This is a genomic window from Nocardia sp. 2TAF39 (genome assembly GCF_052114905.1).
Taxonomy (GTDB): domain Bacteria; phylum Actinomycetota; class Actinomycetes; order Mycobacteriales; family Mycobacteriaceae; genus Nocardia.
Genome location: NZ_JBFRFQ010000021.1, coordinates 78,198 through 101,564 on the forward strand (window position 1 = coordinate 78,198; position 23,367 = coordinate 101,564).

The 23,367-nt window shown below is 66.7% G+C and carries 21 protein-coding genes and 1 pseudogene; 13 read left to right on the forward strand and 9 right to left on the reverse strand.

Features of this window, described 5'->3' with window-relative positions:
- Positions 1 to 5 precede the first annotated feature (5 nt).
- Positions 6 to 836, reverse strand: a complete 831-nt coding sequence (locus AB4Z47_RS15835) for a mycofactocin-coupled SDR family oxidoreductase (RefSeq protein WP_441951515.1) — start codon at positions 834 to 836, stop codon at positions 6 to 8.
- Positions 837 to 1,273: 437 nt separating this feature from the next.
- Here AB4Z47_RS15835 and AB4Z47_RS15840 point away from each other — a divergent pair, with 437 nt between their 5' ends.
- On the forward strand, positions 1,274 to 1,501 hold the full coding sequence (locus tag AB4Z47_RS15840) for a hypothetical protein (RefSeq protein ID WP_441951516.1): 228 nt from the start codon (positions 1,274 to 1,276) through the stop codon (positions 1,499 to 1,501).
- A 148-nt stretch (positions 1,502 to 1,649) separates the two neighbouring features.
- Positions 1,650 to 2,318 carry a class I SAM-dependent methyltransferase gene (locus tag AB4Z47_RS15845; RefSeq protein ID WP_441951517.1) on the forward strand — a complete coding sequence of 223 codons (669 nt, stop codon included), beginning with the start codon at positions 1,650 to 1,652 and terminating at the stop codon, positions 2,316 to 2,318.
- 76 nt (positions 2,319 to 2,394) lie between these two features.
- Here the strand turns inward: AB4Z47_RS15845 and AB4Z47_RS15850 are convergent, their stop codons facing one another.
- Complete coding sequence (locus AB4Z47_RS15850) at positions 2,395 to 3,576, reverse strand: aminotransferase-like domain-containing protein (protein WP_441951519.1); 1,182 nt, start codon at positions 3,574 to 3,576, stop codon at positions 2,395 to 2,397.
- Positions 3,577 to 3,649: 73 nt separating this feature from the next.
- On the reverse strand, positions 3,650 to 4,102 hold the full coding sequence (locus AB4Z47_RS15855) for a cupin domain-containing protein (RefSeq protein WP_441951521.1): 453 nt from the start codon (positions 4,100 to 4,102) through the stop codon (positions 3,650 to 3,652).
- Between the two features lie 396 nt (positions 4,103 to 4,498).
- Here AB4Z47_RS15855 and AB4Z47_RS15860 point away from each other — a divergent pair, with 396 nt between their 5' ends.
- From AB4Z47_RS15860 to AB4Z47_RS15870, 3 genes are all read left to right on the forward strand, one after another.
- Positions 4,499 to 6,736, forward strand: coding sequence for an ArnT family glycosyltransferase (locus tag AB4Z47_RS15860; protein WP_441951522.1), 2,238 nt, complete (start codon positions 4,499 to 4,501; stop codon positions 6,734 to 6,736).
- Positions 6,737 to 6,865: 129 nt separating this feature from the next.
- Complete coding sequence (locus tag AB4Z47_RS15865; RefSeq protein WP_441951523.1) at positions 6,866 to 7,582, forward strand: response regulator transcription factor; 717 nt, start codon at positions 6,866 to 6,868, stop codon at positions 7,580 to 7,582.
- The gene (locus AB4Z47_RS15870; RefSeq protein ID WP_441951524.1) at positions 7,579 to 9,162 is read left to right on the forward strand and encodes a sensor histidine kinase; all 1,584 of its coding nucleotides are present in this window, start codon (positions 7,579 to 7,581) and stop codon (positions 9,160 to 9,162) included. Before AB4Z47_RS15865 ends, AB4Z47_RS15870 begins: the two co-directional genes overlap by 4 nt.
- Positions 9,163 to 9,248: 86 nt before the next feature.
- On the opposite strand, the gene AB4Z47_RS15875 is transcribed toward AB4Z47_RS15870, so the two are convergent.
- Positions 9,249 to 10,067 (reverse strand): PIG-L deacetylase family protein, encoded by an 819-nt coding sequence (locus AB4Z47_RS15875; RefSeq protein WP_441951525.1) that lies wholly within the window; start codon positions 10,065 to 10,067, stop codon positions 9,249 to 9,251.
- A gap of 256 nt (positions 10,068 to 10,323) precedes the next feature.
- On the opposite strand from AB4Z47_RS15875, the pseudogene AB4Z47_RS15880 reads away from it, so the two are divergent.
- The 3 genes and pseudogenes from AB4Z47_RS15880 to AB4Z47_RS15890 form a co-directional block, all read left to right on the forward strand.
- Positions 10,324 to 11,160, forward strand: a pseudogene (locus tag AB4Z47_RS15880) (dolichyl-phosphate beta-glucosyltransferase); the annotation flags it as partial.
- Between the two features lie 69 nt (positions 11,161 to 11,229).
- Positions 11,230 to 12,207 (forward strand): UDP-glucose 4-epimerase GalE, encoded by a 978-nt coding sequence (gene galE / locus AB4Z47_RS15885; RefSeq protein ID WP_441951527.1) that lies wholly within the window; start codon positions 11,230 to 11,232, stop codon positions 12,205 to 12,207.
- A 739-nt stretch (positions 12,208 to 12,946) separates the two neighbouring features.
- Entirely contained in the window at positions 12,947 to 13,792 is an 846-nt protein-coding gene (locus tag AB4Z47_RS15890) for a MerR family transcriptional regulator (protein ID WP_441951562.1), read from the forward strand.
- Positions 13,793 to 13,993: 201 nt separating this feature from the next.
- Here AB4Z47_RS15890 and AB4Z47_RS15895 read toward each other — a convergent pair whose 3' ends face one another.
- Complete coding sequence (locus AB4Z47_RS15895) at positions 13,994 to 15,343, reverse strand: TIGR01777 family oxidoreductase (RefSeq protein ID WP_441951528.1); 1,350 nt, start codon at positions 15,341 to 15,343, stop codon at positions 13,994 to 13,996.
- Between the two features lie 149 nt (positions 15,344 to 15,492).
- On the opposite strand from AB4Z47_RS15895, the gene AB4Z47_RS15900 reads away from it, so the two are divergent.
- On the forward strand, positions 15,493 to 16,299 hold the full coding sequence (locus tag AB4Z47_RS15900) for a nuclear transport factor 2 family protein (protein WP_441951529.1): 807 nt from the start codon (positions 15,493 to 15,495) through the stop codon (positions 16,297 to 16,299).
- A 418-nt stretch (positions 16,300 to 16,717) separates the two neighbouring features.
- On the opposite strand, the gene AB4Z47_RS15905 is transcribed toward AB4Z47_RS15900, so the two are convergent.
- Positions 16,718 to 17,524 (reverse strand): VOC family protein, encoded by an 807-nt coding sequence (locus AB4Z47_RS15905; RefSeq protein WP_441951531.1) that lies wholly within the window; start codon positions 17,522 to 17,524, stop codon positions 16,718 to 16,720.
- Between the two features lie 568 nt (positions 17,525 to 18,092).
- Positions 18,093 to 18,431: a DUF6247 family protein gene (locus AB4Z47_RS15910; RefSeq protein WP_441951532.1), complete on the reverse strand. Its 339-nt coding sequence runs from the start codon at positions 18,429 to 18,431 to the stop codon at positions 18,093 to 18,095.
- A gap of 403 nt (positions 18,432 to 18,834) precedes the next feature.
- Between AB4Z47_RS15910 and AB4Z47_RS15915 the strand changes: the two genes are divergently transcribed.
- The 3 genes from AB4Z47_RS15915 (at position 18,835) to AB4Z47_RS15925 (ending at position 20,199) form a co-directional block, all read left to right on the forward strand.
- The gene (locus AB4Z47_RS15915) at positions 18,835 to 19,389 is read left to right on the forward strand and encodes a TIR domain-containing protein (protein ID WP_441951534.1); all 555 of its coding nucleotides are present in this window, start codon (positions 18,835 to 18,837) and stop codon (positions 19,387 to 19,389) included.
- Positions 19,390 to 19,643: 254 nt separating this feature from the next.
- Positions 19,644 to 19,766, forward strand: coding sequence for a hypothetical protein (locus AB4Z47_RS15920; RefSeq protein ID WP_441951535.1), 123 nt, complete (start codon positions 19,644 to 19,646; stop codon positions 19,764 to 19,766).
- Positions 19,767 to 19,788: 22 nt separating this feature from the next.
- Entirely contained in the window at positions 19,789 to 20,199 is a 411-nt protein-coding gene (locus AB4Z47_RS15925; protein ID WP_441951537.1) for a hypothetical protein, read from the forward strand.
- A 47-nt stretch (positions 20,200 to 20,246) separates the two neighbouring features.
- Here the strand turns inward: AB4Z47_RS15925 and AB4Z47_RS15930 are convergent, their stop codons facing one another.
- The gene (locus AB4Z47_RS15930) at positions 20,247 to 20,696 is read right to left on the reverse strand and encodes a DUF4231 domain-containing protein (RefSeq protein WP_441951539.1); all 450 of its coding nucleotides are present in this window, start codon (positions 20,694 to 20,696) and stop codon (positions 20,247 to 20,249) included.
- A 486-nt stretch (positions 20,697 to 21,182) separates the two neighbouring features.
- Positions 21,183 to 21,506 carry a hypothetical protein gene (locus AB4Z47_RS15935; RefSeq protein ID WP_441951540.1) on the reverse strand — a complete coding sequence of 108 codons (324 nt, stop codon included), beginning with the start codon at positions 21,504 to 21,506 and terminating at the stop codon, positions 21,183 to 21,185.
- Between the two features lie 826 nt (positions 21,507 to 22,332).
- On the opposite strand from AB4Z47_RS15935, the gene AB4Z47_RS15940 reads away from it, so the two are divergent.
- The gene (locus AB4Z47_RS15940) at positions 22,333 to 23,301 is read left to right on the forward strand and encodes a pentapeptide repeat-containing protein (RefSeq protein ID WP_441951541.1); all 969 of its coding nucleotides are present in this window, start codon (positions 22,333 to 22,335) and stop codon (positions 23,299 to 23,301) included.
- Positions 23,302 to 23,367 lie beyond the last annotated feature (66 nt).

Below are 23,367 nucleotides of genomic sequence, written 5' to 3' on the forward strand. Positions count from 1 at the left end.
GACCGTCAAGCCGTATTCGCGCTGAGCCCACCGGAGATCGTCACGGCCTCGCCGTTGAAGTGGCGGCCGTGCTCGGAGACCAGCAGCAGCACGGCGTCCGCCACCTCGGCAGGCTGGATCAGATCACCGTTCGGCGGTCCGGATTCGATGATCGCCATCCAGTCCTCCCGGGTGGGGTTTTCCTTGTCCGGCACCATGAGTCGCCAGGTAGCCGGGTTTTGGATCATGTCGGTGTCCACACCGGAGGGCAGCACGGCGTTGACCGTGATGCCGTAGTCCGCCACCTCCAGCGATAGCGATTTCACCAGACCGAGCACGCCCCACTTCGCCGCGGCGTAGTGCCCGGCGTTGCGTACGCCCATCTTGGCCGCGATGGACGAGGTGGCGACGACGCGCCCCCACCGGCGCTCGACCATGTGCGGCACCACCGCACGGAAGCTGTGGAAGACACCGGTCAGGTTGATATCGATCATGTCCCGCCACAGCTGCTCGTCCATCTCGGCGATGGGCGAGTTGGACGCGATGCCCGCATTGGCGATCAGGATGTCGATGCGGCCGAACTCCTCGATCGCGCGCTCGGCGACCGAGTACATCTGCTCTTGACTGCGCACGTCCGCCTTCATCGGAACGCATCGGCGGCCGGTTTCCTCGACGAGCTCGACGGTCTCGGCCAGGTCGTCCTCGGTGCTCAGCTCATATGGCAATCGGGCCAGTGGTTCGGCGATATCGCACACCACGATGTCGGCACCGGCTCCCGCCAGAGCCAGTGCGTGCGCCCGGCCCTGTCCCCGGGCACCACCGGTGATCACGGCTACCTTGTCGTCGAGATTCCCCACGTCGGGCTCCTCCAGCTAGGCATGTGCATCGGCCGTACCCATCGTGTCACGCGCAGGTGCACCGGATTCCGGGTTTCCGAACGAGTGCCGATGCGATTTCCCGCCCATGGGAACCGGCGCCCGGCGACCCGCACGCTGCGCCTTCCGGGCAGCGCCTAGTCCGCGGCGGTGGACAACGCCGACGGCGCGGCTTGTCGAAATCTGCTGGGACAGTGGCACAATGGGCAGCGTCCGCACCGGCTCAGCGCCGGATCGGACACGTCCGCGGCACGGACGAGCCGACCCGATCGTGGCAACGAACACCGCACGAACCGTTGCGACCCGTACAGCGACGAAGTGAGCGCGATGTACGCTGCGCGCCGGAGGAATCCCGCCTGTGTCTCCACATCCTTCCGGTGCGCGGTCCGGCGCACCCGCACTGGTTCCTGGGGGGCCCGATGACCGATTGTGAGTACCTAGCCGTGGATCTCGACCGACAGTTCCGCACCACGCCGAGCGACCACGATGTCGCCGTGGCCGACCTGATCACCAGCTCGCCGTTACGCAGGCTGATCCATACGGCGATAGGTCTTTCCGACGACTCCGTCGACTTGCTGACAACGATGAGCGGCCGCCTGCGCGCCGCCGAGGGCATGATCTTGCGCGACCCGCTCGACGACTACTGACAGGTCCGCCGAACGCTCGGGCACACGACGAACAGCGCCTTCGCCGCCCGATCCGGCGTCCGACCCGAGTCCGAGGCCCAGCAGAGCATAGTTGCCGAACCGGCAACGATGTTTGCCGATTTGTCCGTGGTGGCGGATTGTGTGGTTCATGAGCGCCACACATCAGCACGACGATGGGACCACACGGACGACGGTCGAGTACTGGGAGGCCTTTTATCAGGAGCGCGAGCAGGTCTGGTCGGGACGGCCGAACTTCCTTCTCGTTCGTGAAATCGACTCGGTTGCAGCGGGTTCCGCGCTGGATCTGGGCTGCGCCGAGGGCGCCGACGCGATCTGGCTGGCCGAGCGCGGCTGGCGGGTCACCGCGACCGACGTGTCGGAGACCGCTCTCGCCCGTGCCAGAGCGCAGGCGGCGGGACAGGGGCTGACCGACGTAATCGACTGGCAGCAGCATGATCTCGCCGCCACCTTCCCTTCGGGACGCTTCGACCTCGTCTCGGCGCACTACCTGCACTCGCCGCCCGCCCAGGCCGATGAGCGGACGCGGATCCTGCGCAGAGCAGCGGAGGCGGTAGCGCCCGGTGGGCTGCTGCTGATCGTCGGCCACGCGGAATGGCCGACCTGGGTGGTGGAGCCACCGACGGACGTACACTTCCCGACCACCGCCGAGGTACGCGAAAGACTGGATCTCGCCCCGGACGAATGGACGGTGGAACTCGAGGAAGTCGTCGATCGCGAGCACCGAGGACCGGAGGGGCAACCGGGAACCCGCAAAGACAACATCCTACGAATTCGTCGCGGCTCCCGCGGGCGCTGAAGACCTTCCAGCAGGCGATGACTTGCCACCATTGGCGGCGATTCCGTACCGCATGTCTACTGCAGCGAAGGCTCGCTCACGATGTCTCGCACAGTGCGGCCAACAGTTCGATGCCGCGGTCGATCTCGGCTCCGGGCACGCTGGCAAAGCTCAACCGCATCGCGTTGTGCGACGCGTCGGGGTCGGCGAAGAACACGCTCCCGGGCATAAACGCCACCCCCGCATCCAGCGCAGGCAGCATCAGCGCATCAGCGTCGAACTCGACCGGGCCTTCGACCCACACGAACATGCCGCCATCGGGCTCGGTCCAGGAGAATCCGGCTGGGAAGTGCTTTCCCAGCGCTTCCACCACCGTGTCCAACTTGGCCGCATAGGTTTCCACGATACGAGCCAGGTGCGTGGACGCTACTGCGCTGCCCAGGAATTCGCTGGCGATGGCTTGGTTGAGTACCGAGGTCTGCATGTCGATTCCCTGTTTCAGCGCGAGCACAGGCTCCAACAGATACTCGGGCAGCGCCGTGATGCCGATTCGCAGCGCCGGTGCAACGGTTTTCGACAGCGACGTGATGTAGACGGTGTTGTCCGGCGCAAAGGACCAGAAAGCCGGCAGTGACTCGCCTCGATACCGCAGGTCGGTATACACGTCATCCTCTACCACCAGTTCACCGTGCCTCGTGACCACCTCCGCTATGCGTAGGCGCCGCGCTGCGGGCATCGTCCGCCCGGTCGGGTTGTGGAAGGTCGGCAACAGATAGACGAACGCCGTGTCGTGTCGTGCCAACGCGGCATCCAGCGCCTCCGGCACGATGCCGTGTTCGTCGGACTCGACATCGATCACCGTCGCGCCGTGACTGCGGAATACCTTCACTGCGGGGCCGTAGGTCGGGGTTTCCACCAGCACCACGTCGCCTGGGTCGAGCAGCGCCATGCACACGTTGTGCAATGCGCCGGATCCTCCCGTCGCAATGTGCAGCCGGTGTGGCGGACATCCGATTCCCCGGTTGGACAACAGGATTCGCGCCTGTTCCAGCAGCGGCGGAAACCCGCGAGTGAGGCCGTACTGCAATGCGGCGTTCCCATGTTTCGCGATCGCACCAGCGGCCAGTGATGCGACCAGATCGCCTGGTAGCAACGCCGGATCCGGTGCGCCGACCGCGAACGAGATTGCCGCGGGACGGCGCTGCAGCGTCGCGTAGATGTCATCGATCGGCCCGCTGCTCACCGCCGCACCGCGACTGAATGCGATATCGACACTCATGACTCCACCTCGCCGACGCCCGGTTCCGTCCTGCCCGAGGAGCGCTGACCCGTTGATGCCTCGCTGCGCTGGCTCATGTCACGGCGAGCTCACGCCGCAAACGCACGGCGATATCCGCAGCCGCGGAATCATATTCGGGCACCAACACCAGATCGTCGCTGAACAGCGGATCGGTGCGTATGTCCACTGCCACCAAATCCTCGGTGTCACTGAGATTCACGGCCACATGCACTACGCCCTCCGGGACGTAGAGGAATTCGCCCGGCCCATGCACGTGCGGCGTCAATTCCGGCCCGATCAGTGTCGCGGCCCGTCCGCGCAGGCACACCACTATGGTCTCGCTGTGCGCGTGGTAGTGCGCTTTCGCTACCTTACCCGGCGCCATGTTCACCATCGCCGCCGAAATGCCCTCGGCCCCACAGGTTTCCTTCGTTATGCACGGCACCAGGTGCTGGCCGTGCGGGCCGATGGTCTCTGCGCGCTCGGCCGCGGCAATTACTCGCACCATCTTCGCAACGTCTTTCACACGCTCAACCTACTGGCCGGTCGCGTTTCGGTTGAAGATCAGTCATTCCCACTGCTGGCACAACCGTCCAGACACCGAATTCACCTGTTCTTTCTGGGCCTTCCGGCAACGCCGACAGCAAACCATTGCGACAGGTCTCGGCGGCGTTCTCCAGCTTCCCCATCCGGTTTCGCCGTGGGCACCGGGCCGCATTTGTCACGTCGATCCATCGACGCTGGGCAGTTCCACCGACGGTTTCCGGTTCGCCCGCGATTGGACTTCGACGTGCTGGTCAGCACGGTCCAGGGTGGCGGTTCGACTCACAGCGCACTCCCAGGTTCGCCCGAGGCCGCGGGCAGGCTGCCTTCCTAGCCTTCGGATAGTCGAAGAGTTCGGCGAGGAGAGGGAAGGCAGGTCATGGCGTCGATTACGAGCGTCCCGGAGGGCGTGGAGGCCGCCACGAGCCCCGTCGGCGCCCACCGCGCCCCGGTGACCGGACGATCGTGGACGGATCGAGTGTTCTTCGGTCCGGTCACGCAACCACGCTGGGCGCGGCCCGCGCTGTTCGCGCTGCTCGCGGCGACCGCGGTGTTGTATCTGTGGAATCTGACCGTGTCCGGTTGGGGCAACGAGTATTACGCCGCGGCGGCGCAGGCGGGCACCCAAAGCTGGAAGGCGCTGCTGTTCGGCTCGCACGACGCGGGGAACGCGATCACGGTGGACAAACCGCCCGCGTCGCTGTGGGTGATGGGCTTGTCGGGGCGGCTGCTCGGGTTCGGCTCGTGGTCGCTGCTGCTGCCACAGGCGCTGATGGGCGTGGGGTCAGTGGCGCTGCTGTCGGCGGCAGTGCGCCGATGGAGTGGCCCAGGCGCGGGCCTACTGGCCGGCGCGGCGTTGGCCGCAACCCCGGTGGCGGCGTTGATGTTCCGCTTCGACAACCCAGATGCGCTGCTGACGCTGGTGTTGGTTGCGGCGGCCTACTGCACCGTGCGGGCCATCGACGCACGCGATGCGCGCTGGCGTTCCGCGAGCACCGGCTGGCTGGCGCTGGCCGGGGTCGCTGTCGGGTTCGGGTTCCTGACGAAGATGATGCAGGCGTTCCTCGTCCTGCCCGCGCTGGGGCTGGTGTTCTTGGTCGCCGCGACAGGTGGATTCTGGTCTCGGGTCGGCAAATTGGTGACCGCGTGCGCGGCCATGATTGTCACAGGCGGCTGGTATGTGCTGTTGGTCGAGCTGTGGCCCGCGGATTCCCGTCCCTACATCGGCGGGTCTACCGACAACAGCCTGTGGGAACTGGCACTCGGCTACAACGGGATGGGCCGACTACTCGGCGGCAGCGGCAACCCGAGCGGAAACTCGGGCGGCCCCGGCGGCGGAGGCATGGGCGGCGCGTTCGGCGGCGACACCGGACTCACCCGGCTGTTCAGCGGCACCATGGCCACCGAGGCCTCCTGGCTGCTTCCAGCCGCGCTGATCGGGCTGCTCGCCGGGCTGTGGCTCAGCCGCCGTGCCCCACGCACCGATCCGCTGCGAGCAGGCATGATCCTGTGGGGCGGCTGGCTGCTGGGCACCGGCCTGGTGTTCAGTTACATGAGCGGAATCATCCACCCGTACTACACCGTGGCACTGGCGCCCGGCATCGCCGGTGTCGCCGGTATCTCCGTCGCGCAGCTGTGGCGGCGTCGCGGGCACGTGGCGGCCAGGATCACCCTCGCGGTGTTGTCCGCCGTTACCGGGGCCTGGGCGTTCGCGCTGCTGGACCGCACACCGGACTGGCTGCCCTGGCTGCGCTGGACGGTGCTCGTCGCCGCGCTGGTCGTGGCGGTGGCCCTGGTGCTCGGAGCGCATCGATCTCGCAAAGTCGCGGTCGCTCTCGCTGCGGCGGGGCTGATCGCCGGGTTCGCCGGGTCGACGGCATACGCGGTCGAAACGGCCACGCACGCGCACAGCGGCGGCGTGCCCTCCTCCGGACCGGCGCAGGCGAACGCGATGGGCGGACCGCGGCCGAACGGGCGGGACGACGCGGGGGCGGACGGCGCAACGGCCACGACCACCGGCGACGGGACGAACGAGCCGGGGACGTCAGAGGGGACGACCACTGCTGACGGGACGACCACCAACAACGGAATGACCACCGGCAGCGGCGCGCCGACCGGCAGCGGGACGACCACCAGCAGCGGTTCGCCGACCGGAGACGGCGTTTCCCCCAGAGGCGGGGCTCCCACCAGCGTGGAGGCTCCCCCAGCCAACGACGCTGCCGCCCCCGGCGACGGCGGGCCCGGCGGCCCCGGCGGCGGCAGCGCGAACAACGCGGAACTGAACGCCCTCCTGGCGAACACCGACAACCGGTGGTCGGCAGCGAGCATCGGCTCCTTTACCGCGTCGAGCCTCGAGCTGCGCACAGGCACGTCGGTGATCGCGATCGGCGGGTTCAGCGGTGGCGATAACTCGCCGACGCTGGCACAGTTCCAGCAATATGTCGTCAACGGCGAAGTGCACTACTTCATCGCACAGGGACAGGGCGGCCCGCGGCCAGGCAACAACGGCGCGAAGTCGGCGGCCGACCAGGTTACCGAGTGGGTGAAGGCCCATTACACGGCCACGACAGTGGGCAACGCCACGGTATACGACCTGACCGCGCCGACCGGCAGCTGAGCCGGTCGAACCGAGATGGCCGCGTCGCGATCAGGCGACGCGGCCATTCCCTTTTCGGAGCGCCGGGCTCACAGAAAACACCCAGCTTCCTCAGAGGTTGCGCGCTGCCTTCAGCGCGATCATGGACTCATGACCAGTACCGAAACCGAAGCCCGCGTCCTCGTCATCGACGACGAACCGATGATCGTCGAGTTGCTCGCGGCGAGCCTGCGTTTCCAGGGCTTCGACGTGGCGACCGCGATCAGCGGCGCCGAGGGCCTGGACAAGGTGCGCGGGTTCCGTCCGGACGCCCTCATCGTCGACGTGATGATGCCAGGGATGGATGGGTTCGGGCTGCTGCGACGATTGCGCGCCGACGGTGTGGCCGCGCCCGTGCTGTTCCTGACCGCGCGCGACGACGTCGACGACAAGCTCACCGGACTGACGCTCGGCGCCGACGACTACGTGACCAAACCGTTCAGCCTGGAGGAGGTCATCGCACGACTGCGCGTGATCCTGCGCCGCAGCGGAAAACGCTCCGCGGACGAGGGCACCCATCGGATCGCGGTGAGCGATCTGGTGCTCGACGAGGACAGTCACGAAGTGTGGAAGGCGGGTGTGCCGGTGGCGTTGTCGCCCACCGAGTTCACCCTGCTGCGATACTTCATGGTCAACGCGGGCAAAGTGCTGAGCAAGCCGAAGATCCTGGACCACGTGTGGCGCTACGACTTCGGCGGCGATGCGGGCGTGGTCGAGTCGTATGTCTCGTATCTGCGGCGCAAGATCGACACCAGCGAGCCGAAGCTGCTGCACACGCTGCGTGGCGTGGGATACGTGCTGCGCGAACCACAATCGAGCCGGGCGTGAACGCGCGAGCGAGGCTGTCGCGGCGGGTGTCGGCGGTCCCGCTGCGGGTGGGGCTGGTCATCGTCCTGTTGCTGCTGACGGCCGCGGCGTTGTTCGCGTCGGGCGGCGCGGTGACCTCGGCACTGAGCCGGTCGCTGACCCAACGCACCGACGAGCAGCTCTACGACTCGGCCCGGTCGTGGGCGGAACCACGCCCGATGAAGCAGGTGACCACCCAAGACGGTCGCGTGCAATGGGTTCCGGCCGACCTGCCCGCCGCGCCGGTGCAGCCCCGCTCGCCGGGCGAACAGCCGCGCCGGTTCTTCGAACTACGCAAGGGCACCGACGGACAGGTGTACCTCGAAGTGCCCGGCAGCAACGGTTCCGCCGGCACACCGGATCTCGGCGACCAGCGGGCCGACACCCCGGTGACAGTCGGGTCCACGGGCGACTCGTCGGTGCGCTGGCGGGTGCTCACCACCACCAACAAGTACGGTTCGACCACCATCGGCCTGCCGCTGACCGACAACCAGGAGACGGTTTCGCGGTTGATCTATATCGAGATCGGTACCGGCGCAACGGCTCTGGTCGCGCTGGGTGCCATCGGATACCTCGTCATCCGGCGCAGCCTGCGGCCGTTACGCGAGGTGGAGGAGACCGCGGCGGCGATCGCGGGTGGCGACCTGCACCGGCGCGTTCCGGTGCGCGGAGTCGACACCGAGGTCGATCATCTGGCCAGGTCGTTGAATGAGATGCTCGCGCAGATCCAGCATGGTGTGGCAGCGACCGAGGCCTCCGAGGAGGCCGCCAGACGCTCGGAGGCACGGATGCGCCGCTTCGTCGCCGACGCCAGTCACGAATTACGCACACCGCTCACCACGATTCGCGGTTTCGCCGAGCTGTATCGGCAGGGCGCCAGCACCGACGCGCGGATGGTGGTCGGCCGAATCGAGGCGGAGGCCGAGCGGATGGGCCTGCTCGTCGAGGATCTGCTGCTGCTGGCGCGACTGGACGAGAAGCGCCCGCTGGCGCGCGAACCCGTCGATCTGCTCGCCCTCGCCGGAGACGCCGTGCACAGTGCGCAGGCCATCGCGGCCCGCCAGAAGACGACGCCCACGGCACCGGATCGTCCGATCACGCTGATGATCGGCGAGGGCGAAGGAACCATGGACGTGATCGGCGACGAGGCCCGCCTCCGCCAGGTAGTGGCCAACCTGCTCGGCAACGCACTCACCCACACTCCGCCGGAGGCACCGATCATTGTGCGGCTCAGTCCGCTTCCCGACCGCGTCCGCATCGACGTGATCGACTCCGGTCCAGGCCTGTCCCCCGAAGCAGCCGCACGAGTCTTCGAACGCTTCTACCGCACCGACACGTCGCGTACCCGTGCCAGCGGCGGCAGCGGACTCGGCTTGTCGATCGTGCAGGCGCTGGTCGCCGCCCACGGTGGCCGGGTGTCGGTGGACACCGAACCGGGCCGCGGCGCGACCTTCACGGTCGTCCTGCCCCGCGAACCCGAGGCGGCGATCGGCGATCGCGCTCAGCCCGCCGGCCGGCAACGTTCACAAGGCAGTCACGGCACGGCAGGTGGGGTGACTTAGTCCGAAAGACAACTCCAGCTCGCGTCGAGATCAACGGCACATGGTGGCGACCCCTCCTTGCGAACGCCGTAGCCGTGCGCCTCTGATCAGGACGTTTTCCTATGAGGGCGGTGCGCGGGCTGGAAGATGTCGTCGAGTGGGTCGGCGGAAGTCGGGGCGGCGCCTTCCTCGACGAACCATTCCCAGCGCATCACGCGTCCCAGGATCGGCGTGGGCAGGCGCAGCAGCACGGCTGCGATGGTGGCGAAGCGGCTGGAACCCTCGATGATCGAACGATGCGCGGCCAGAGCGGCTTTGCGCGGGCCCGCGAATCCGCTGACGTCGACACGGTGGGTGATCTCCGCGCGCGGACTGTACAGCGAGTCGAATGCCGACAGGTCGTTGCCCAGCGGAACCCGCAACCGCTCGAGCACATGCAGGAGGCGCGTGAGGTTTTCGCGGGGCATGGTGGCGTCGAGGACGCGCGGCACGCCGGCCAGTTCGGCCGCACGGGCGCCGACCTCGTGCACGCGGACGTGGTCGCGATGTCCGTAACCGCCGTTGCGGTCGTAACTCAACAGGAGTTCGGCGTTCTCGTCGCGCAGGATTGCCGCCAGACGCTGCGCCGCTTCCTCGATCCCGGCGCGCACGAACCGCATTCGATCTGGCGGATCGGCGTAGAGCACGGCTCCATGGCCGCTGTCCGCGTAGCCGAGATGCTCCACCCGCGAAACACCCAGAGCGGCAGCGCTGTCCTCCAATTCCGACAGTCGCAACGCATTTTGTCCGTTCAGATCGGCCATGTGACCGTCGGCGGCCACCACGATCACCGTCCGATGCCCGGCGGCCGATAGTTTGGCCAGCGTTCCTCCGGTCAGCAGCGTCTCGTCGTCCGGGTGCGCGTGGAATGCCACAACGGTCGCCATCGCCCCAGTCTGCCAGGGACCCGCACCGCAGGTTCCCCGCCGGCCTCGCCGCCCCGACCAGCAGGTAGCCACCGGTCACGGTGACCCCGAAAACGCCGATCAGGTCGATTACCTGCGCGATAATCGACCYGATCGCGGTTCGGGGAGGGATTCAGGGCAAGGGAATCCACTGGTTGAAGAACCAGAATCCGTGCTGGCAGGAAGTTCCCAGCCACGCGGAAGGTGTGGGCGAGGTTCAGCAGCGAATGTCGTTGGCATGACACAGACAGCGACCGCCCCGCTCGTGGCGGACTACACCACGGCGGTCACGCCGGTCCTGGACATCGTGATCCCCGTCTACAACGAGGAGCGCGATCTGGGCGTGTGCGTGCGCAGGCTGCACGCGCATCTGTCCGACGGCTTCCCGTTCTCGGCTCGCATCACCATCGCCGACAACGCGAGTACCGACTGCACCATGCAGGTCGCCGAGCTACTCGCGGCGGAATTCGACACCGTGCGGGTGGTGCACTTGGACGCCAAGGGACGCGGACGCGCGCTGCGCACCGCGTGGCTGGCCTCCGACGCGCAAGTGGTCGCGTATATGGACGTCGACCTGTCCACCGATCTGAACGCGCTGCTTCCGCTGGCGGCCCCGCTGATGACCGGGCACTCCGACCTGGCAATCGGCACCCGGCTGAGCCGTCGCGCGCGTGTGGTGCGCGGGCCCAAGCGGGAGTTCATCTCCCGCTGCTACAACCGTCTGCTGAAAACCGCGCTGCAAGCGCGGTTCTCGGACGCCCAGTGTGGATTCAAGGCGATCCGCACCGATATCGCGCGCCGGCTGCTTCCGTTGGTCCGCGACGGCGAATGGTTCTTCGACACCGAACTGCTCGTCCTCGCCGAACGCACGGGCCTTCGTATCCACGAGGTTCCCGTCGACTGGATCGACGATCCCGACAGTCGGGTCGACATCGTGGACACCGCACGCAAGGACCTGCTCGGCATCTGGCGGCTTCGCCGCACCATGGCGACCGGCGCGCTACCGCTGGCCGACCTGCGCCGCGCGATCGGCCGCGTGCCGTTGGGATCCGCCGTGGCCGGCCGGGCGGCGGGCTGATGCCCACCGCGTCGGCCTCCCCTGGGTCTTCCGCGATACAGCCACAGCGCAGGAGGAAAGTCACACGTGAAGCTTCTCGTCACCGGCGGCGCCGACTACATCGGCAGCGTCGTCGCACACCAACTCATCGACGCAGGCCACGATGTGGCGATTCTCGACGACCTGTCCACCGGCTTCGCGTCGAATCTGCCGGAGCGGGCGGTCTTCCACCACCTCTCGATCCACCGGGTCGCCGAGGTTCTCACCCCGGCGGCCGGATTCGACGGTGTGCTGCACTTCGCTGCCAAGATCGAGGTCGCCGAGTCGGTCGCGGATCCGGAGAAGTATTGGCACCACAACATCGAGGGCTCGCTCGCCCTGTTGCGAGCCGTGCGAGCCGCCCGGACGCCGCGACTGATCTTCTCCAGCACCGGATCGATGTACACCGGTGACGGCAGCAGCCCCTTCGACGAGCACGCCGAGGTGCGGCCGAAGAACCCGTATGCCGCCACCAAGGCAACGGTGGACATGATGATCGCGGGCGAGTGCGGCGCGAGCGAACTCGGCGCCGCATCGCTGCGCTACTTCAACGCTTCGGGCGCCGTCGTGTCGCATGGCGTGCGACTGGGTGAGCGCCACGAGCCGGAATCCCACCTGATTCCGATTCTGCTGCAAGCAGCTGCCGGACAACGGGATTCGTTCACACTGTTCGGCACCGACCATCCCACTCCGGATGGCAGCTGCATCCGCGACTACATCCACGTCGCCGATCTGGCCACAGCCCACCTGCTCGCGCTCCAGGCCATCCGGCCCGGCGAGTACGAGGTGTACAACCTCGGCAACGGCAGCGGCTACTCCAACCGGCAGGTGCTCGACACTGTGCGCGAAGTCACCGGACGCGACTTCCCGGTCTCGTACGCCGACCGCAGGCCGGGTGACCCGGCCGTCTGCGTCGCGGCGAGCGAGAAGGCAGGCGATCGGCTCGGCTGGAAGCCGCAGCGCCCGGATCTGGCCGACATCATCGGCGACGCCTGGGATTTCCATCGCGCGGTATACGGCGACTGACCGGCCGCCGAATTCCCGTGCGGTACAGGAAGAGGAGCCGCCCGGCGGGCGATGATCAACCAAGCGTCTACTCGGACCGCGCCGGTGACGCGGCCTCGCGTTCGCGGACGGTTCTCATCCGCACGCCCGACGGATCCCGTCCGGTCAGCCCCTACAGAATGATCAAGATCAGCGCTTTCTGCAGGGTATCCAGTATGCGGCCGATGGTGATCGCGATTTCGACGGTGCCCATGACAGGCCCCTTTCCTCGGGCATGGCAAATCCTCGACACATCGATTCAAGCTCGGACGAACAGGATTCGGAAGCGCGCGCCATGTCCCGATTCGGTACATAGTTCAAGGTGGGTGCCGTGCCATCAATTGGCTGAGATCATCGGCATAGCAAAAGAGTTCGGGCGGTTCGCGGCGAATAGCTTGTGAAGCACCGTGATCCGACGAAACAATCCGGGCGCCGTGCCGAGATCCATCCGCCGACGACGCATTCCGTCGACTGTTCGCCAGGTGGTACGTCGATACCCATGACCCCAGGGCCGTGGCTGTACTGCGCGCGGTGGGCAGCGAACTGGAGAACGTCGTCTTGGCTTTTCGAGACGCTCGCCGCCGAGGTGATCATCGAGCACGAGCCGAATTCCTCGTGATACCGGGATCGTAACGATGCATAATTGATGCACATAGTGGGGCCGCGGGGAGGATCGATGACCAGGCAAGATCCGATCGAACGGAGTGGGCGCAACGATGCGATGCCCTCCGGTTCCGCTTCCGTCTCCGACGCGGCCGGATACACGGTGCGGGCCGTAGCCGAACGGCTCGGCATCCCCACGGCCACCCTGCGCAGCTGGAACCGTCGCTACGACATCGGACCACCACAACACCGGCCGGGCAAACATCGTCTGTATACCGAGGCCGACATCGCCCTGCTAGAGCGCATGCTCACCCTGATCCGTGCGGGCGCGACTCCCGCAGGCGCCGCGACAGCGGTGCGTGGACCGGCGCCGAGGCTCGGAGAGCACGCGCCGCTACTGGCCGCGGCCTTCGCACTGGACACCCGGTCGGTGTCGAATCAGCTCGAGGCCCACGTTCGTGCGTTCGGCGTGGCGGATACCTGGAATCTGCTGTGCCGCCCGGCCCTTGCCGACCTGGTCGGCCGCCAGCTCGACGGCGAGGGGTGCATTGATGTCGAGCATCTGCTGTCCTGGTGCGTCATCTCGGTGCTGCATCGCACGAATCCGCCGCCGGAGTTGCCGAGCTCCACGCCGGTGGTATTGGCCTGCACCAGCGGTGAGACGCATTCGCTTCCGCTGGAGATCCTGCGCGCGGCCCTGGCCGAACGCGGCATCGGCGCGCGCATGCTCGGCGCCGACGTGCCCGCGGGCGCGCTCGCCGACACCCTGGCCCGGTTCGACCGTCCCGCCGCGGTGCTGTTGTGGTCGCAGCAGGAATCCACGGCATTGACCTCCGCGGTGCGTGCCTGCGTCGACGCGGGCGCCCGGGTCCTCGTCGGCGGGCCGGGATGGGAGGAGGTCTTCCTGCCCGAAGGCGTTGAGCGAATCCAGAGCGTGGTCGACGCCGCCGACCGGCTCGCATGACCGCTGCCGCGATCTCGGTCGGCGATTTCTCGCTGGGCGACATCCGTGCGATTCTCGCGTGCCCTGGCTATGCCCTCCGGTTGCCGGTCAGGTAGCGATCCGACGCATAACGATGCTCAGTTGATGCATCTGATGAATCGCAACTTCGACGCTGGACGGCAGCAGCGGGACGGCAGCAGCCGCGGCGCAGACCAACTCGGCTCAGCCCGCGGACTTGCCGAGCAGGTGCCGCAGCGCCGGCTCCAACCCGGGCGCGCGGAATTCGTGACCGGCCTGCTCCAGCCGTGCGGGAACCGCGCGCTGACTGGCGGAAGCCAGTTCCCGGTTGCCTTCGCGACCGAGAAGCAGGGCCGGGCCGAATCCCGGCACCGGGAGCAGCGCGGGCCGGTGCAGCACCCCCGCCAGGACCTTCGTGTACTCCGCATTGCGGACAGGATGCGGGGCAACCGCATTGACCGGGCCGGACATGCTCCCGTCCCACAGCGCACGGTGGTAGACGTCGATCAGGTCGTCGAGCCCGATCCAGGACAGCCATTGACGACCATCGCCGATGCGTCCGCCCAGTCCAGCCGCGAACAGCGGGCGCAGCAGGTGCAGGCTGCCACCGCGCGGGGACTGCACGATCCCGGTGCGCACCCGCACCACCCGGACGCCGGACTCGGCGGCGGGGCGCGATGCGGCTTCCCAGTCGTCGACCAGGTCTGCAAGGAAACCGTCGCCGCGGGCAGCGTTCTCCGTCAGCGTCTCGTCGCCGCGGTCGTAGCCGTAGTAGCCGATCGCGGACGCGCTGGCGAAGACCGACACTGCTGCCCGCGCCGCGACCTCGGCGAGCCTGCGAGTCGGCCCGATCCGGCTGTCGGCGACAATGCGTTTGTGCTTCTCGGTGAACCGGCCCGCGATCGACGCGCCCGCCAGGTGCACGACCGCGTCCACGCCGTCCAGCAAATCCGGCGCGGGATTCTCGGTGTCCCACTGCCTTTCGTCCGCGGCGCGCGGCGGGTGACGGACCAGCCTGAGTACGCTGTGCCCTCCGGTGGTCAGGAACGCCGTCAGCGCCGAGCCGACCAGGCCGGACGCCCCGGTCACTGCGATGGTCTCGGCCTCGAAGCCGGACCGCACCGCCCGCGCGTGCGCCGCCAAGTCGTCGGCGAGCTGACGATGACGGTAGGCGAGCATGGGCCGCAGCACCGCGGCGGGCGCCGGCGCGTCGACCCGATCCACGACCCGCGTGTGCGTCTCGTCGACGACCTCGAAATCGTGGGTATGACGCCAGGGCACCAGGCCGGCGGGCAGCGAGCCGAGGCCGTCCACGGTGACCGCGTCGACGAACCGGTGCGGCGGGTCGTACTCGTGGGGATCGTGCCGGGCCACCCAACGCAGCCCGCCCGGCAGCCCGAGCACGGCCTGTCCGTCGGACAGCGAGTCCGCTTCGGCCCGTGGCAATACCGGCTGCCAGGGCGGGGCGAGCCTGGTGAGCGCCCCGGGGCGGGCGTGCCAGGCGAACACCTCGGACCGAGGAAGATCGATGACGCTCGAATACTCGATGCCCATGGATCGACTGTAGTCCGGGATGCGGCCATTGCAGCGTTCATGCATCACTTAGTGGCGCCACCGTGCCGAAAGCCGCCGGAATGCGACATCGAAATAGAACATGTTCTACCATGTGGCGAGTCACGACCCGCGACAACGGAGGTACTGCCATGCCGCTGGACCCCTCGGCCGCAGCGCTGCTGACTGCCGTCGAGGCTTCGCCGCGCGCGGTCGCCGCGCACGACAAATCCGCATGGGTCGACCTGTTCGCCGCAGACGCCGAGGTCAACGACCCGGTCGGCGCTGGCCCACATATCGGCCGCAGTGCCATCGAACGCTTCTACGACACCTTCATCGGTCCGAACACCATCGCGTTCCGGGTCGAACACGACCTGGTGCACCCACCGACGGTGCTGCGCGACCTCACCGTAGTGACCACCATGTCGACCGGCGCGACCGTGTACGTTCCGATGCATCTGCGCTACCGCCTCGTCGAGGAAGACGGAGTCTGGAAGATCGCCGACCTCGCCGCGTATTGGGAGCTGGCCGCGATGATCCGGCAGCTGCTGCGCACCGGAGCGCCCGGACTCGGCGCCGCGCTGAAACTCGGACCGCAGCTGATCGCCAACCAGGGGTTCGGCGGGTTGATCGGGATGATGTGGGCGCTCCGCGGCGTCGGCCGCACCGGGAAGCGCATGACGACAAGGGTCTTCGCCGCCGCCGCGAGCACGAACCTGCTCCGGGTGCGTGACCTGCTCGGCCACCGGGCCGAGGTCGAATTGCCCGCGGGCACACCGGTTTCGCTGGAGGAATTCACCAGCCAGGTGCGGAACATGCGCTGGAGCAAGGTGATCGCCGCCGGCCGCACCGTCACGGCGAGCGTCCGGCTCGGCGACAAGCACGCGGTCGCGGTCGCCGAGTTCGCCACCGGGGTAGCCCACATCACCACCCTCCGCTTCTACCTCGACGCGGCGTGAAGGTGCCGGTCCGGTAGTCGAATGCACCGATGCGCTGAGGCACTCACGCCGGATCCCCGAGCCATCAGGATGTCAGCTGCACGGATCCGGGGCGTGCTTCTCGACCGGATCGGGCGCAGGCCCAGGTTGTTCGGTCCATCCGGGCGGACCGAACACGTATCCGAGCCGCCCGCGCCGGGCGCCGGCCCGTCGCACGTGACGGACCAGACCGGCTGGCTCGTGGTGGTTGAGCTTCAGCGGATTGTCGGTGCCATGTCTCGCGGATCCTGGCGAACTCGGCGTTCGTGACCGCATCCATGCGGTCGTCTACGCGCACCAGTACGGTTCGGTCCCCGGGCCGCCGCGTTCGGATCGACAGTCGGCGCCGGCCGCGCTTCCAACGGCGGGGTGGCGGCACTCACCACCCCGCCGCGGTCAGTTAGGAGCCGGTCGGCGGTTCGCCGACGGTGGTCGTCGGATCGATGACGCCGAACACCTCGCCTTGCGGGCCCTGCACGACACCCATGCGACCGAACGGGCTGTCGTCGGGCCCCATCATGACGGTGGCGCCCAGCTCGCCCGCCTTGGCCAGCGCGCCATCCGTGTTGTCGACCTGGAACCACGCCAGCCAGTAGGCCGGGTTGTCGCCTGGCGTCTTGGTCGAATCGTTGATGCCGCCGACGGGATCGCCATCCGCGGCCAGACTGAAGGTCGAGTAGACGAAATTCTGCCCGTCGCCGATCTCGGTGTAGTGCCAGCCGAAGACCTCGGCGTAGAACTCCTGGGCCTGCTTGTAGTCGCCGGTATGCAGCTCGTTCCAGCAGTAGGCGCCGGGCTCGTTGTAGACGCCCGACCCACTGTGGGCTTTGGCTTCCCACACTCCGAAGACCGCACCGGCGGGGTCCGCGGCGACGAACATCCGGCCGACGTCGAGCACGTCGAACGCCGGCATCATCAGGGAACCGCTCGCGGCGGTGACCTTTTCGGCAACCGCGTCGGCACTGTCGGCGGCGATGTAGGTGGTCCAGACCGAGGGCATCGGCATGCCCTCGGGTTTGGGCCCGATGCCCGCGGCCGGACGGCCGCCGCGCATGGCCATCAGATATCCGCCCGACTCGGGCGGGCTGTCTTCGATCTCCCAGCCGAAGAGTTCGCCATAGAATTCGCGAGCACGTGTGGTGTCGTCGACCTGGCAGTCGACCCAACACGGCGTTCCCTGCGGCCAGCTTCCGTCATGAGTGGGCATTCCGGTGCCTCCTGACAATGGATTGCTGAGGTGCGGCCGGGACAGCCGGCACACGGCTAGTCAACCACCCGCATCCCCGCCGGGTGGCCGAATCGATCGAGGCGTTCTCGACCGAGACATCTGGACGAACCACCAGTTCGACGGCCCGCAGGCAGGTCGGCGCCGATGCGGCGGTGCACAGGCCGACGATCGCGCGGATGGCCGCTCCAACGCCCACAGCAATCACAGCGAGACACGCCGCGTCTCGGTCATGGGCACCACCGCGCACCGCGGCGGTAACCGGGTTCACTGGGCCCGGCCGACCTGCCTCCCCGCCTACATATGCCCGGCGGCAACGAGATCACGCCGACTCCGCCGGTCGCGACGCATCTCGTACGGTGCTGCATCCCGCGCCGCCGGCGCTGCATGATCTGCTGCGGCTGCACGCGCGTGATCACGGAAATCCGGCGCAATCCTTCAATCCGCCGGGGCAGCCGACCGCGACGGCGGCGCGAATCGTTGCGGCGCGATCGATGATTCCTAGACCTGTTCCCGGGCCTCGGGAACGATCTCGTAGGAATACATCGGCCTACAAGCCGAGTTTGGCGTTGATCTCCGCTCGATGCGCGCCCGCGCCGATCGTGGTGACAGTCCGGCCCTGCTGAAGGTCGGCGACCTGGGCGAGCATCCGGGTGTGAGCCTCGCCGCCGTGGCGTTGGGTGATCTCGGCGACCTTACGGAAAGTGTCCAACACCGCCAGCACACCCGTCAGATCCAGAGACTGGGCCGCGACCGCCATCGCCTCGGCGTACTGGCGCTCGAACTCCACGCGTTCAGAACCGACCAGGCCGTCACGAATCGCGCGCGGCGTGGATGGCGCCAATAACGCGGGAAGCGCCGACGACCGGGACGACTCGGGTGATGCCATGCCAACACCATAGCCCCGCCGAACGACCGCATCGGGGTCGTCGACCCAAGAACCAGTCCACTGCCGCCAAACGGGCCCGCTCCGCTGCTCGCGAGGGACAGAAGTACACCACCGCTCTACACGGCGATCACGGCGGAACCCCGGCGCCGACACCGGCAGTCATGCCGCGCGAGATGTCCGAGCGCATCCGGCATCCCGATTAAAATGCTGTTGGTTATCCGACTAGGAACCGCCGAGGCCCTGCCGAAGCGAACTCCAGCAGGACCTCGGGAGTGTCTTTGGCGAGAGACTTCCTGATGGTAGGCCATAGCGGTATGAGGTTCAGCTCTCGTTCTGTGTGATTGTGCTCGGTTCGCTTCACAGCGCTGAGGCTTGAACAGCTACGGGCCGAGACAGGGAGCAAATGAGCGACCGCGTGAATGAACTGGTAGAAGCTGGCGCTGGCGATAGCGCTGACCCTCGCAAAGTATTTGTCATCTATGGCCGTAACCGGGCCGCCCGTGCCGAGGTGTTCACCTTTCTGCGCGCGCTCGGACTGGAGCCGATCGAATGGGAGACGGCAGTCCGAATGACCGGCCAAGCGTCCCCGTATGTCGGGGAAGTGTTGACCGAGGGTTTCAAAGCGGCACAGGCCGTCGTAGTCCTGCAGACTCCGGATGATGTGGTTTATCTGGATGGCGACCTCTGCGATCCAGATGATCCGGATGGTGAGAGTCAGGCGCAGGGGCAGCCGCGGCAGAATGTCTTCTACGAGGCCGGGATGGCGATGGCGGTCAGCCCAGCTCGAACTGTGATCGTCGAGTTCGGTCGGGTGAAGAAGTTCAGCGACATCAGCGGCCGACACCTGGTGCGGCTCGACAACACTCCGGAGAAGCGACAGACTCTCGCAACTCGGCTGCGAGATGGGGCTGTGCGGTCAACCTGGACGGGGCGGACTGGTATTCAGCAGGCGATCTGACTCCTCCTACGGGCCCTGGGCGGGGCCGACCGCTGGGCAAGAAACTGCCAAAGTCCGACGAGCCGAAACACCCTAAACTCGATGGCCGCCACCGGGTCCGCGGCGGCAAGAAGATCGGAGCGATCGAGATTGTCAACCTTGGCCCCGGTGATGTTCTCGATCTCGATGTAGTAGATCTCCCCGACGCGGGTCGGGGTTTCCTGCGCAACAACGGGAATCTCCCGCTGCGGAAGCTTCCGGAGGGCAAGTCAGCCGTGGTGCTGGACTACCTCGGTGGCCAGGTGTTCGGCGAGAACACGTCGACGCTGACCATCAATGCGGCGGGTAAGACCGCAGATGGCAAGCCCTTCGAGCAGGAGATTTTCATCAGCCTTTGAGAGGACAGATATGGAGTTCTCCGTGCAGATCCCGACCGACCGGGAAGGGTTTCTTCGCCGTGAATGTCCCGCTTGCAGCAGGCAATTCAAGTGGCACTACGGCCCGATCGACGATGCAGCCGCAACCGAGCCGGCAGTTCAGTCCTACTTCTGCCCCTTGTGCGGCACCCCAGCTCCAGCAGACCAGTGGTGGACTACGGAACAGGTGGAATATCTGCAAGCCTCCGCGATGCCTGAGGCTCTTGGACAGATCGAGGCCGAAATCCCCGGACTGACCGTCACCGACTCAGCTGGCGCACCGCCCGCGCTGACAGAACCGAACGACATGCAGACTATCGTGCCGCCCTGTCACGACTACGAACCGGTCAAGGTTCCCAACGTTGACGACGGCCCGTTCTGCTGTCTGATCTGCGGTGGTGAGTACGCGGTGTAGTGACTGGCGGGCCTGCGTTGCATCCGTTTTCGGGGAGCACCACAGACCTATCGAGGCTTTTTCTGCTTGTCGATCTCGCCCTTGCTGGACGAGGCCCACTCGGACGTCTCTCTATCCGTGATTGCTGCGAGCCGCTCGGCAAGTAGGGCTCGTCGGTCGCTGCTGGTGTAGGGACCGACCTGGGCTTCGTATAGAAAGCTCTCGACCTTTAGTGCCTCGGCTGTAGAGCGGCAGCGGTGCCAGGTGCTGTGCCACTGAAACAACTGCTGGATACCTTCCGCAACCACAGGGATCGCCGCTGTCGCCGGCGTCACCCAGCCGGTTACGCCCGAGGCGGCGAGGACCGGGATGGCTGCGCCGACAACGATCTGTGCCAACTTCACTCGGAGATAGGCCGATTTCGCCTGACTGCTCCGGAATCGGTAGTAGTTCAGCTGGTCCTCCAGCCGCTTCCACACCAGATCGTCGATTGACAGGTCCCGCTGCAGTTCGTCCACGGTGCCAGGAATAGCACGCCGAGCGGGGTAGACCTCTCAGGCCTGCTCGTCGTCGAGGTACCGCCACTGAATCCAACTCGCCGATTGGGCGAGTTCGGCGTTCGTCATGACCCAGCCGGGCTCTCCACGTATCGGTCTGAGGGTTCACACCCCACCGGGTAGTCGACGAGTCCCCATCTTGAAACCAAGGATTTGAGACGCCTCCGCTCCACGGCCGGCAGCCCGGCATGGGCCGGTAGCGACCACGCCCGCCCGAGATACTGAACAGTCCCGGGAAGGGGCCCCTAATCCCCGCACGATCGGGAAACTACTACCGACACAGCACAGCCCCGGGTGCGCGCCCGGGGCTGTGCTGTGTGTGGTGACCTCGTACCTGTAACTACGTCATATCCGCCCGAAATTCGGCGAATGCTACACGGACCCCTTGAGTAGTCATGGACGCTGCGGTAGTGCCGAGCGATCCAGGACCAGTGTGGGTCCCGCTGGTCAGACCTTGTAGCCCAATTGTCGCAGAGCGTTCAGCAGGCCACCATCCCACTCGTTGGCATGGCCCCAGCAGGGACCGACGAGTGCGCCCAACATGTGCTTGCGGATCAGGTCCCTCAGGGCCGCTTGGACCTCCGGGTGACCTTTCACTGCGGGGTTGTTGATAAACGGACCGATGTCCTCACCCTCTGCCCCCTCCGGACCCTCTGCCCCCTCCGGCACCGACAGTGAGGACACGGCCGACAGAATGTGCGTGAGGATCGCTTTCGCTTCATCCTGTGCTGCACGCTCGACTTCAGTGATCTCGCTGCTCTGCTGAGTCATTCGCATCTCCTATCGGTGTGCTGGCGATTCCTTCCAGAGCAGTCTGCCCCACAATTCCTCCGCTCACAGCGAAATGCATGGTGTTGCACTGGTTTTGGCGCCGATTCCTGACGCGGTCCAGTCCTCAGTGCCATCGCGGTGACCAGCCCGCCGCAAGGCGGAGAGGCTGCCGCCGCGGTGACCAGCCGCCACGAAGGGTCTCTTAAACGATCGTTGTCTCGAACCTTCGGCGCTGGCGGGAAACGCCCAGTTGGATGGGTTGCCCAACCGGATCTCAATAGCATCGCCCGAAGGACGACCAGGTCGTCGCAGCTGTGTCCATCAACCGATCGATTCTCCGACACTCGAACGCGGCGAATCGACATCGGCTTGTGCCGAGTACTCGGTGGCGGGGCGTGGTGTCGAGCAGAATCGAGCGATGTTCGGGAGGGTGAGCGCCCTTGGCGCACAGACACGTACGACAACGACTGCGCTGCGCGCGCGATTGAGCAAAGACTCACGATCGGCGCTGAGCCGCCGGGCGGGCCGAATACGGCTGTTCCCTGCGGTCGCGCTCGCACTGCTTGCTGGGCTGGGGGTCGCGTTCGTCGCCTACGGATTCCTACGCTGGATCACCCCCGTCGACACGGCCAAGGCCGCCGCCGAGATCGACGTCACCCGAGTCGCGTTGACTGTCGTCGCCGGAGTTGGCGGTGTCGTCGCCCTGGTGATCGCCTACCGGCGACAACGCGACCTTGAACAGTCCCGGTTCGTCGAACGCTTCGGTGCCGCAGCCGCACAACTCGGCGCGACCGACGTCGCGGTCCGCATCGCCGGGGTATACGCCATGGCCGGCGTCGCCGACGAATCCGACGGACTACGCCGCCAGCAATGCATCGATGTCCTCTGCGGATACCTCCGATTGCCCTACAGCCCCGACCTTGGTGCCAACCACCAGAGCAAACTGGTCCTCAAGCACCACCGCGCGACAGCTGATGGCACGCGCGCCGACGACCAGGAGCGCCATCTCGAATACCGGCACAATGACCGAGAAGTCCGAGCGACCATCGTCCGTGTCATCGCTGACCACCTCCGACCAACGGCCGAATACAGCTGGTCAACAAGCGACTTCGACTTCCGCACGGCATACCTCGAGAACGTTGATTTCAGCCGTGCGAAGTTCCTGGGTTCTGTCCGGTTCGGCGAGGCCACGTTCAGCGGCGCCGTCACCTCGTTCGCAGACGCGATCTTCTCCGGCACCGCCTCGTTCGACAGCGCGACCTTCTCCAACACCGCCTCGTTCGCAGACGCGACCTTCTCCGACAGCGCCTCGTTTGTGTTCGTGATCTTCTCCGGCACCGCCTTGTTCTACCGCGCGACCTTCTCCAGCGACGTTTCGTTTCTCCACGCGACCTTCTCTACAGGTAAGTTCGACGGCGCGATCTTCTCCGGCATCGCCGTGTTCAGCCACGCAACCTTCGCCAGCAGCGCCTCGTTCGACAGCGCGACTTTCTCCAACGGCGTCTTCTTCACAGACGCGACCTTCTCCAACACCGCCTCGTTCGACAGCGCGACCTTCTCCGGCACCACCTTGTTCATACACGTGACCTTCGCCAGCAGCGCCTCGTTCAGCGGCGTGACCTTCTCAGGCAGCGCCTCGTTCGAGGTTGCGACCTTCTCCGGCACCACCGTGTTCGTAGACCCAAAGCAGTGGGGGCCTCCAGCGCCGAGGTTCGACTGGGACCAGGACATCAGCCAAAAGCCCGCCAATATCGAACCGCAGAACTGGCCGCCCTCGGTCGTGGCAGCCTCGTAGTACCGCAACCGGGAGAGTGTCGAGAATCGTTCGCTTCTTGAACACTCGAGCCGAAACCGGCTCCGA

Coding starts and splice junctions, on each gene's coding strand:
- AB4Z47_RS15905 (WP_441951531.1), bottom strand. CDS start 17,524: ATGCCCACTCATGACGGAAGCTGGCCGCAGGGAACGCCGTGTTGGGTC.
- AB4Z47_RS15850 (WP_441951519.1), bottom strand. CDS start 3,576: ATGAGTGTCGATATCGCATTCAGTCGCGGTGCGGCGGTGAGCAGCGGG.
- AB4Z47_RS15890 (WP_441951562.1), top strand. CDS start 12,947: ATGCCCTCCGGTTCCGCTTCCGTCTCCGACGCGGCCGGATACACGGTG.
- AB4Z47_RS15910 (WP_441951532.1), bottom strand. CDS start 18,431: ATGGCATCACCCGAGTCGTCCCGGTCGTCGGCGCTTCCCGCGTTATTG.
- AB4Z47_RS15940 (WP_441951541.1), top strand. CDS start 22,333: ATGGCCGGCGTCGCCGACGAATCCGACGGACTACGCCGCCAGCAATGC.
- AB4Z47_RS15935 (WP_441951540.1), bottom strand. CDS start 21,506: ATGACTCAGCAGAGCAGCGAGATCACTGAAGTCGAGCGTGCAGCACAG.
- AB4Z47_RS15895 (WP_441951528.1), bottom strand. CDS start 15,343: ATGGGCATCGAGTATTCGAGCGTCATCGATCTTCCTCGGTCCGAGGTG.
- AB4Z47_RS15845 (WP_441951517.1), top strand. CDS start 1,650: ATGAGCGCCACACATCAGCACGACGATGGGACCACACGGACGACGGTC.
- AB4Z47_RS15840 (WP_441951516.1), top strand. CDS start 1,274: ATGACCGATTGTGAGTACCTAGCCGTGGATCTCGACCGACAGTTCCGC.
- AB4Z47_RS15860 (WP_441951522.1), top strand. CDS start 4,499: ATGGCGTCGATTACGAGCGTCCCGGAGGGCGTGGAGGCCGCCACGAGC.
- AB4Z47_RS15900 (WP_441951529.1), top strand. CDS start 15,493: ATGCCGCTGGACCCCTCGGCCGCAGCGCTGCTGACTGCCGTCGAGGCT.
- AB4Z47_RS15865 (WP_441951523.1), top strand. CDS start 6,866: ATGACCAGTACCGAAACCGAAGCCCGCGTCCTCGTCATCGACGACGAA.
- AB4Z47_RS15915 (WP_441951534.1), top strand. CDS start 18,835: ATGAGCGACCGCGTGAATGAACTGGTAGAAGCTGGCGCTGGCGATAGC.
- AB4Z47_RS15875 (WP_441951525.1), bottom strand. CDS start 10,067: ATGGCGACCGTTGTGGCATTCCACGCGCACCCGGACGACGAGACGCTG.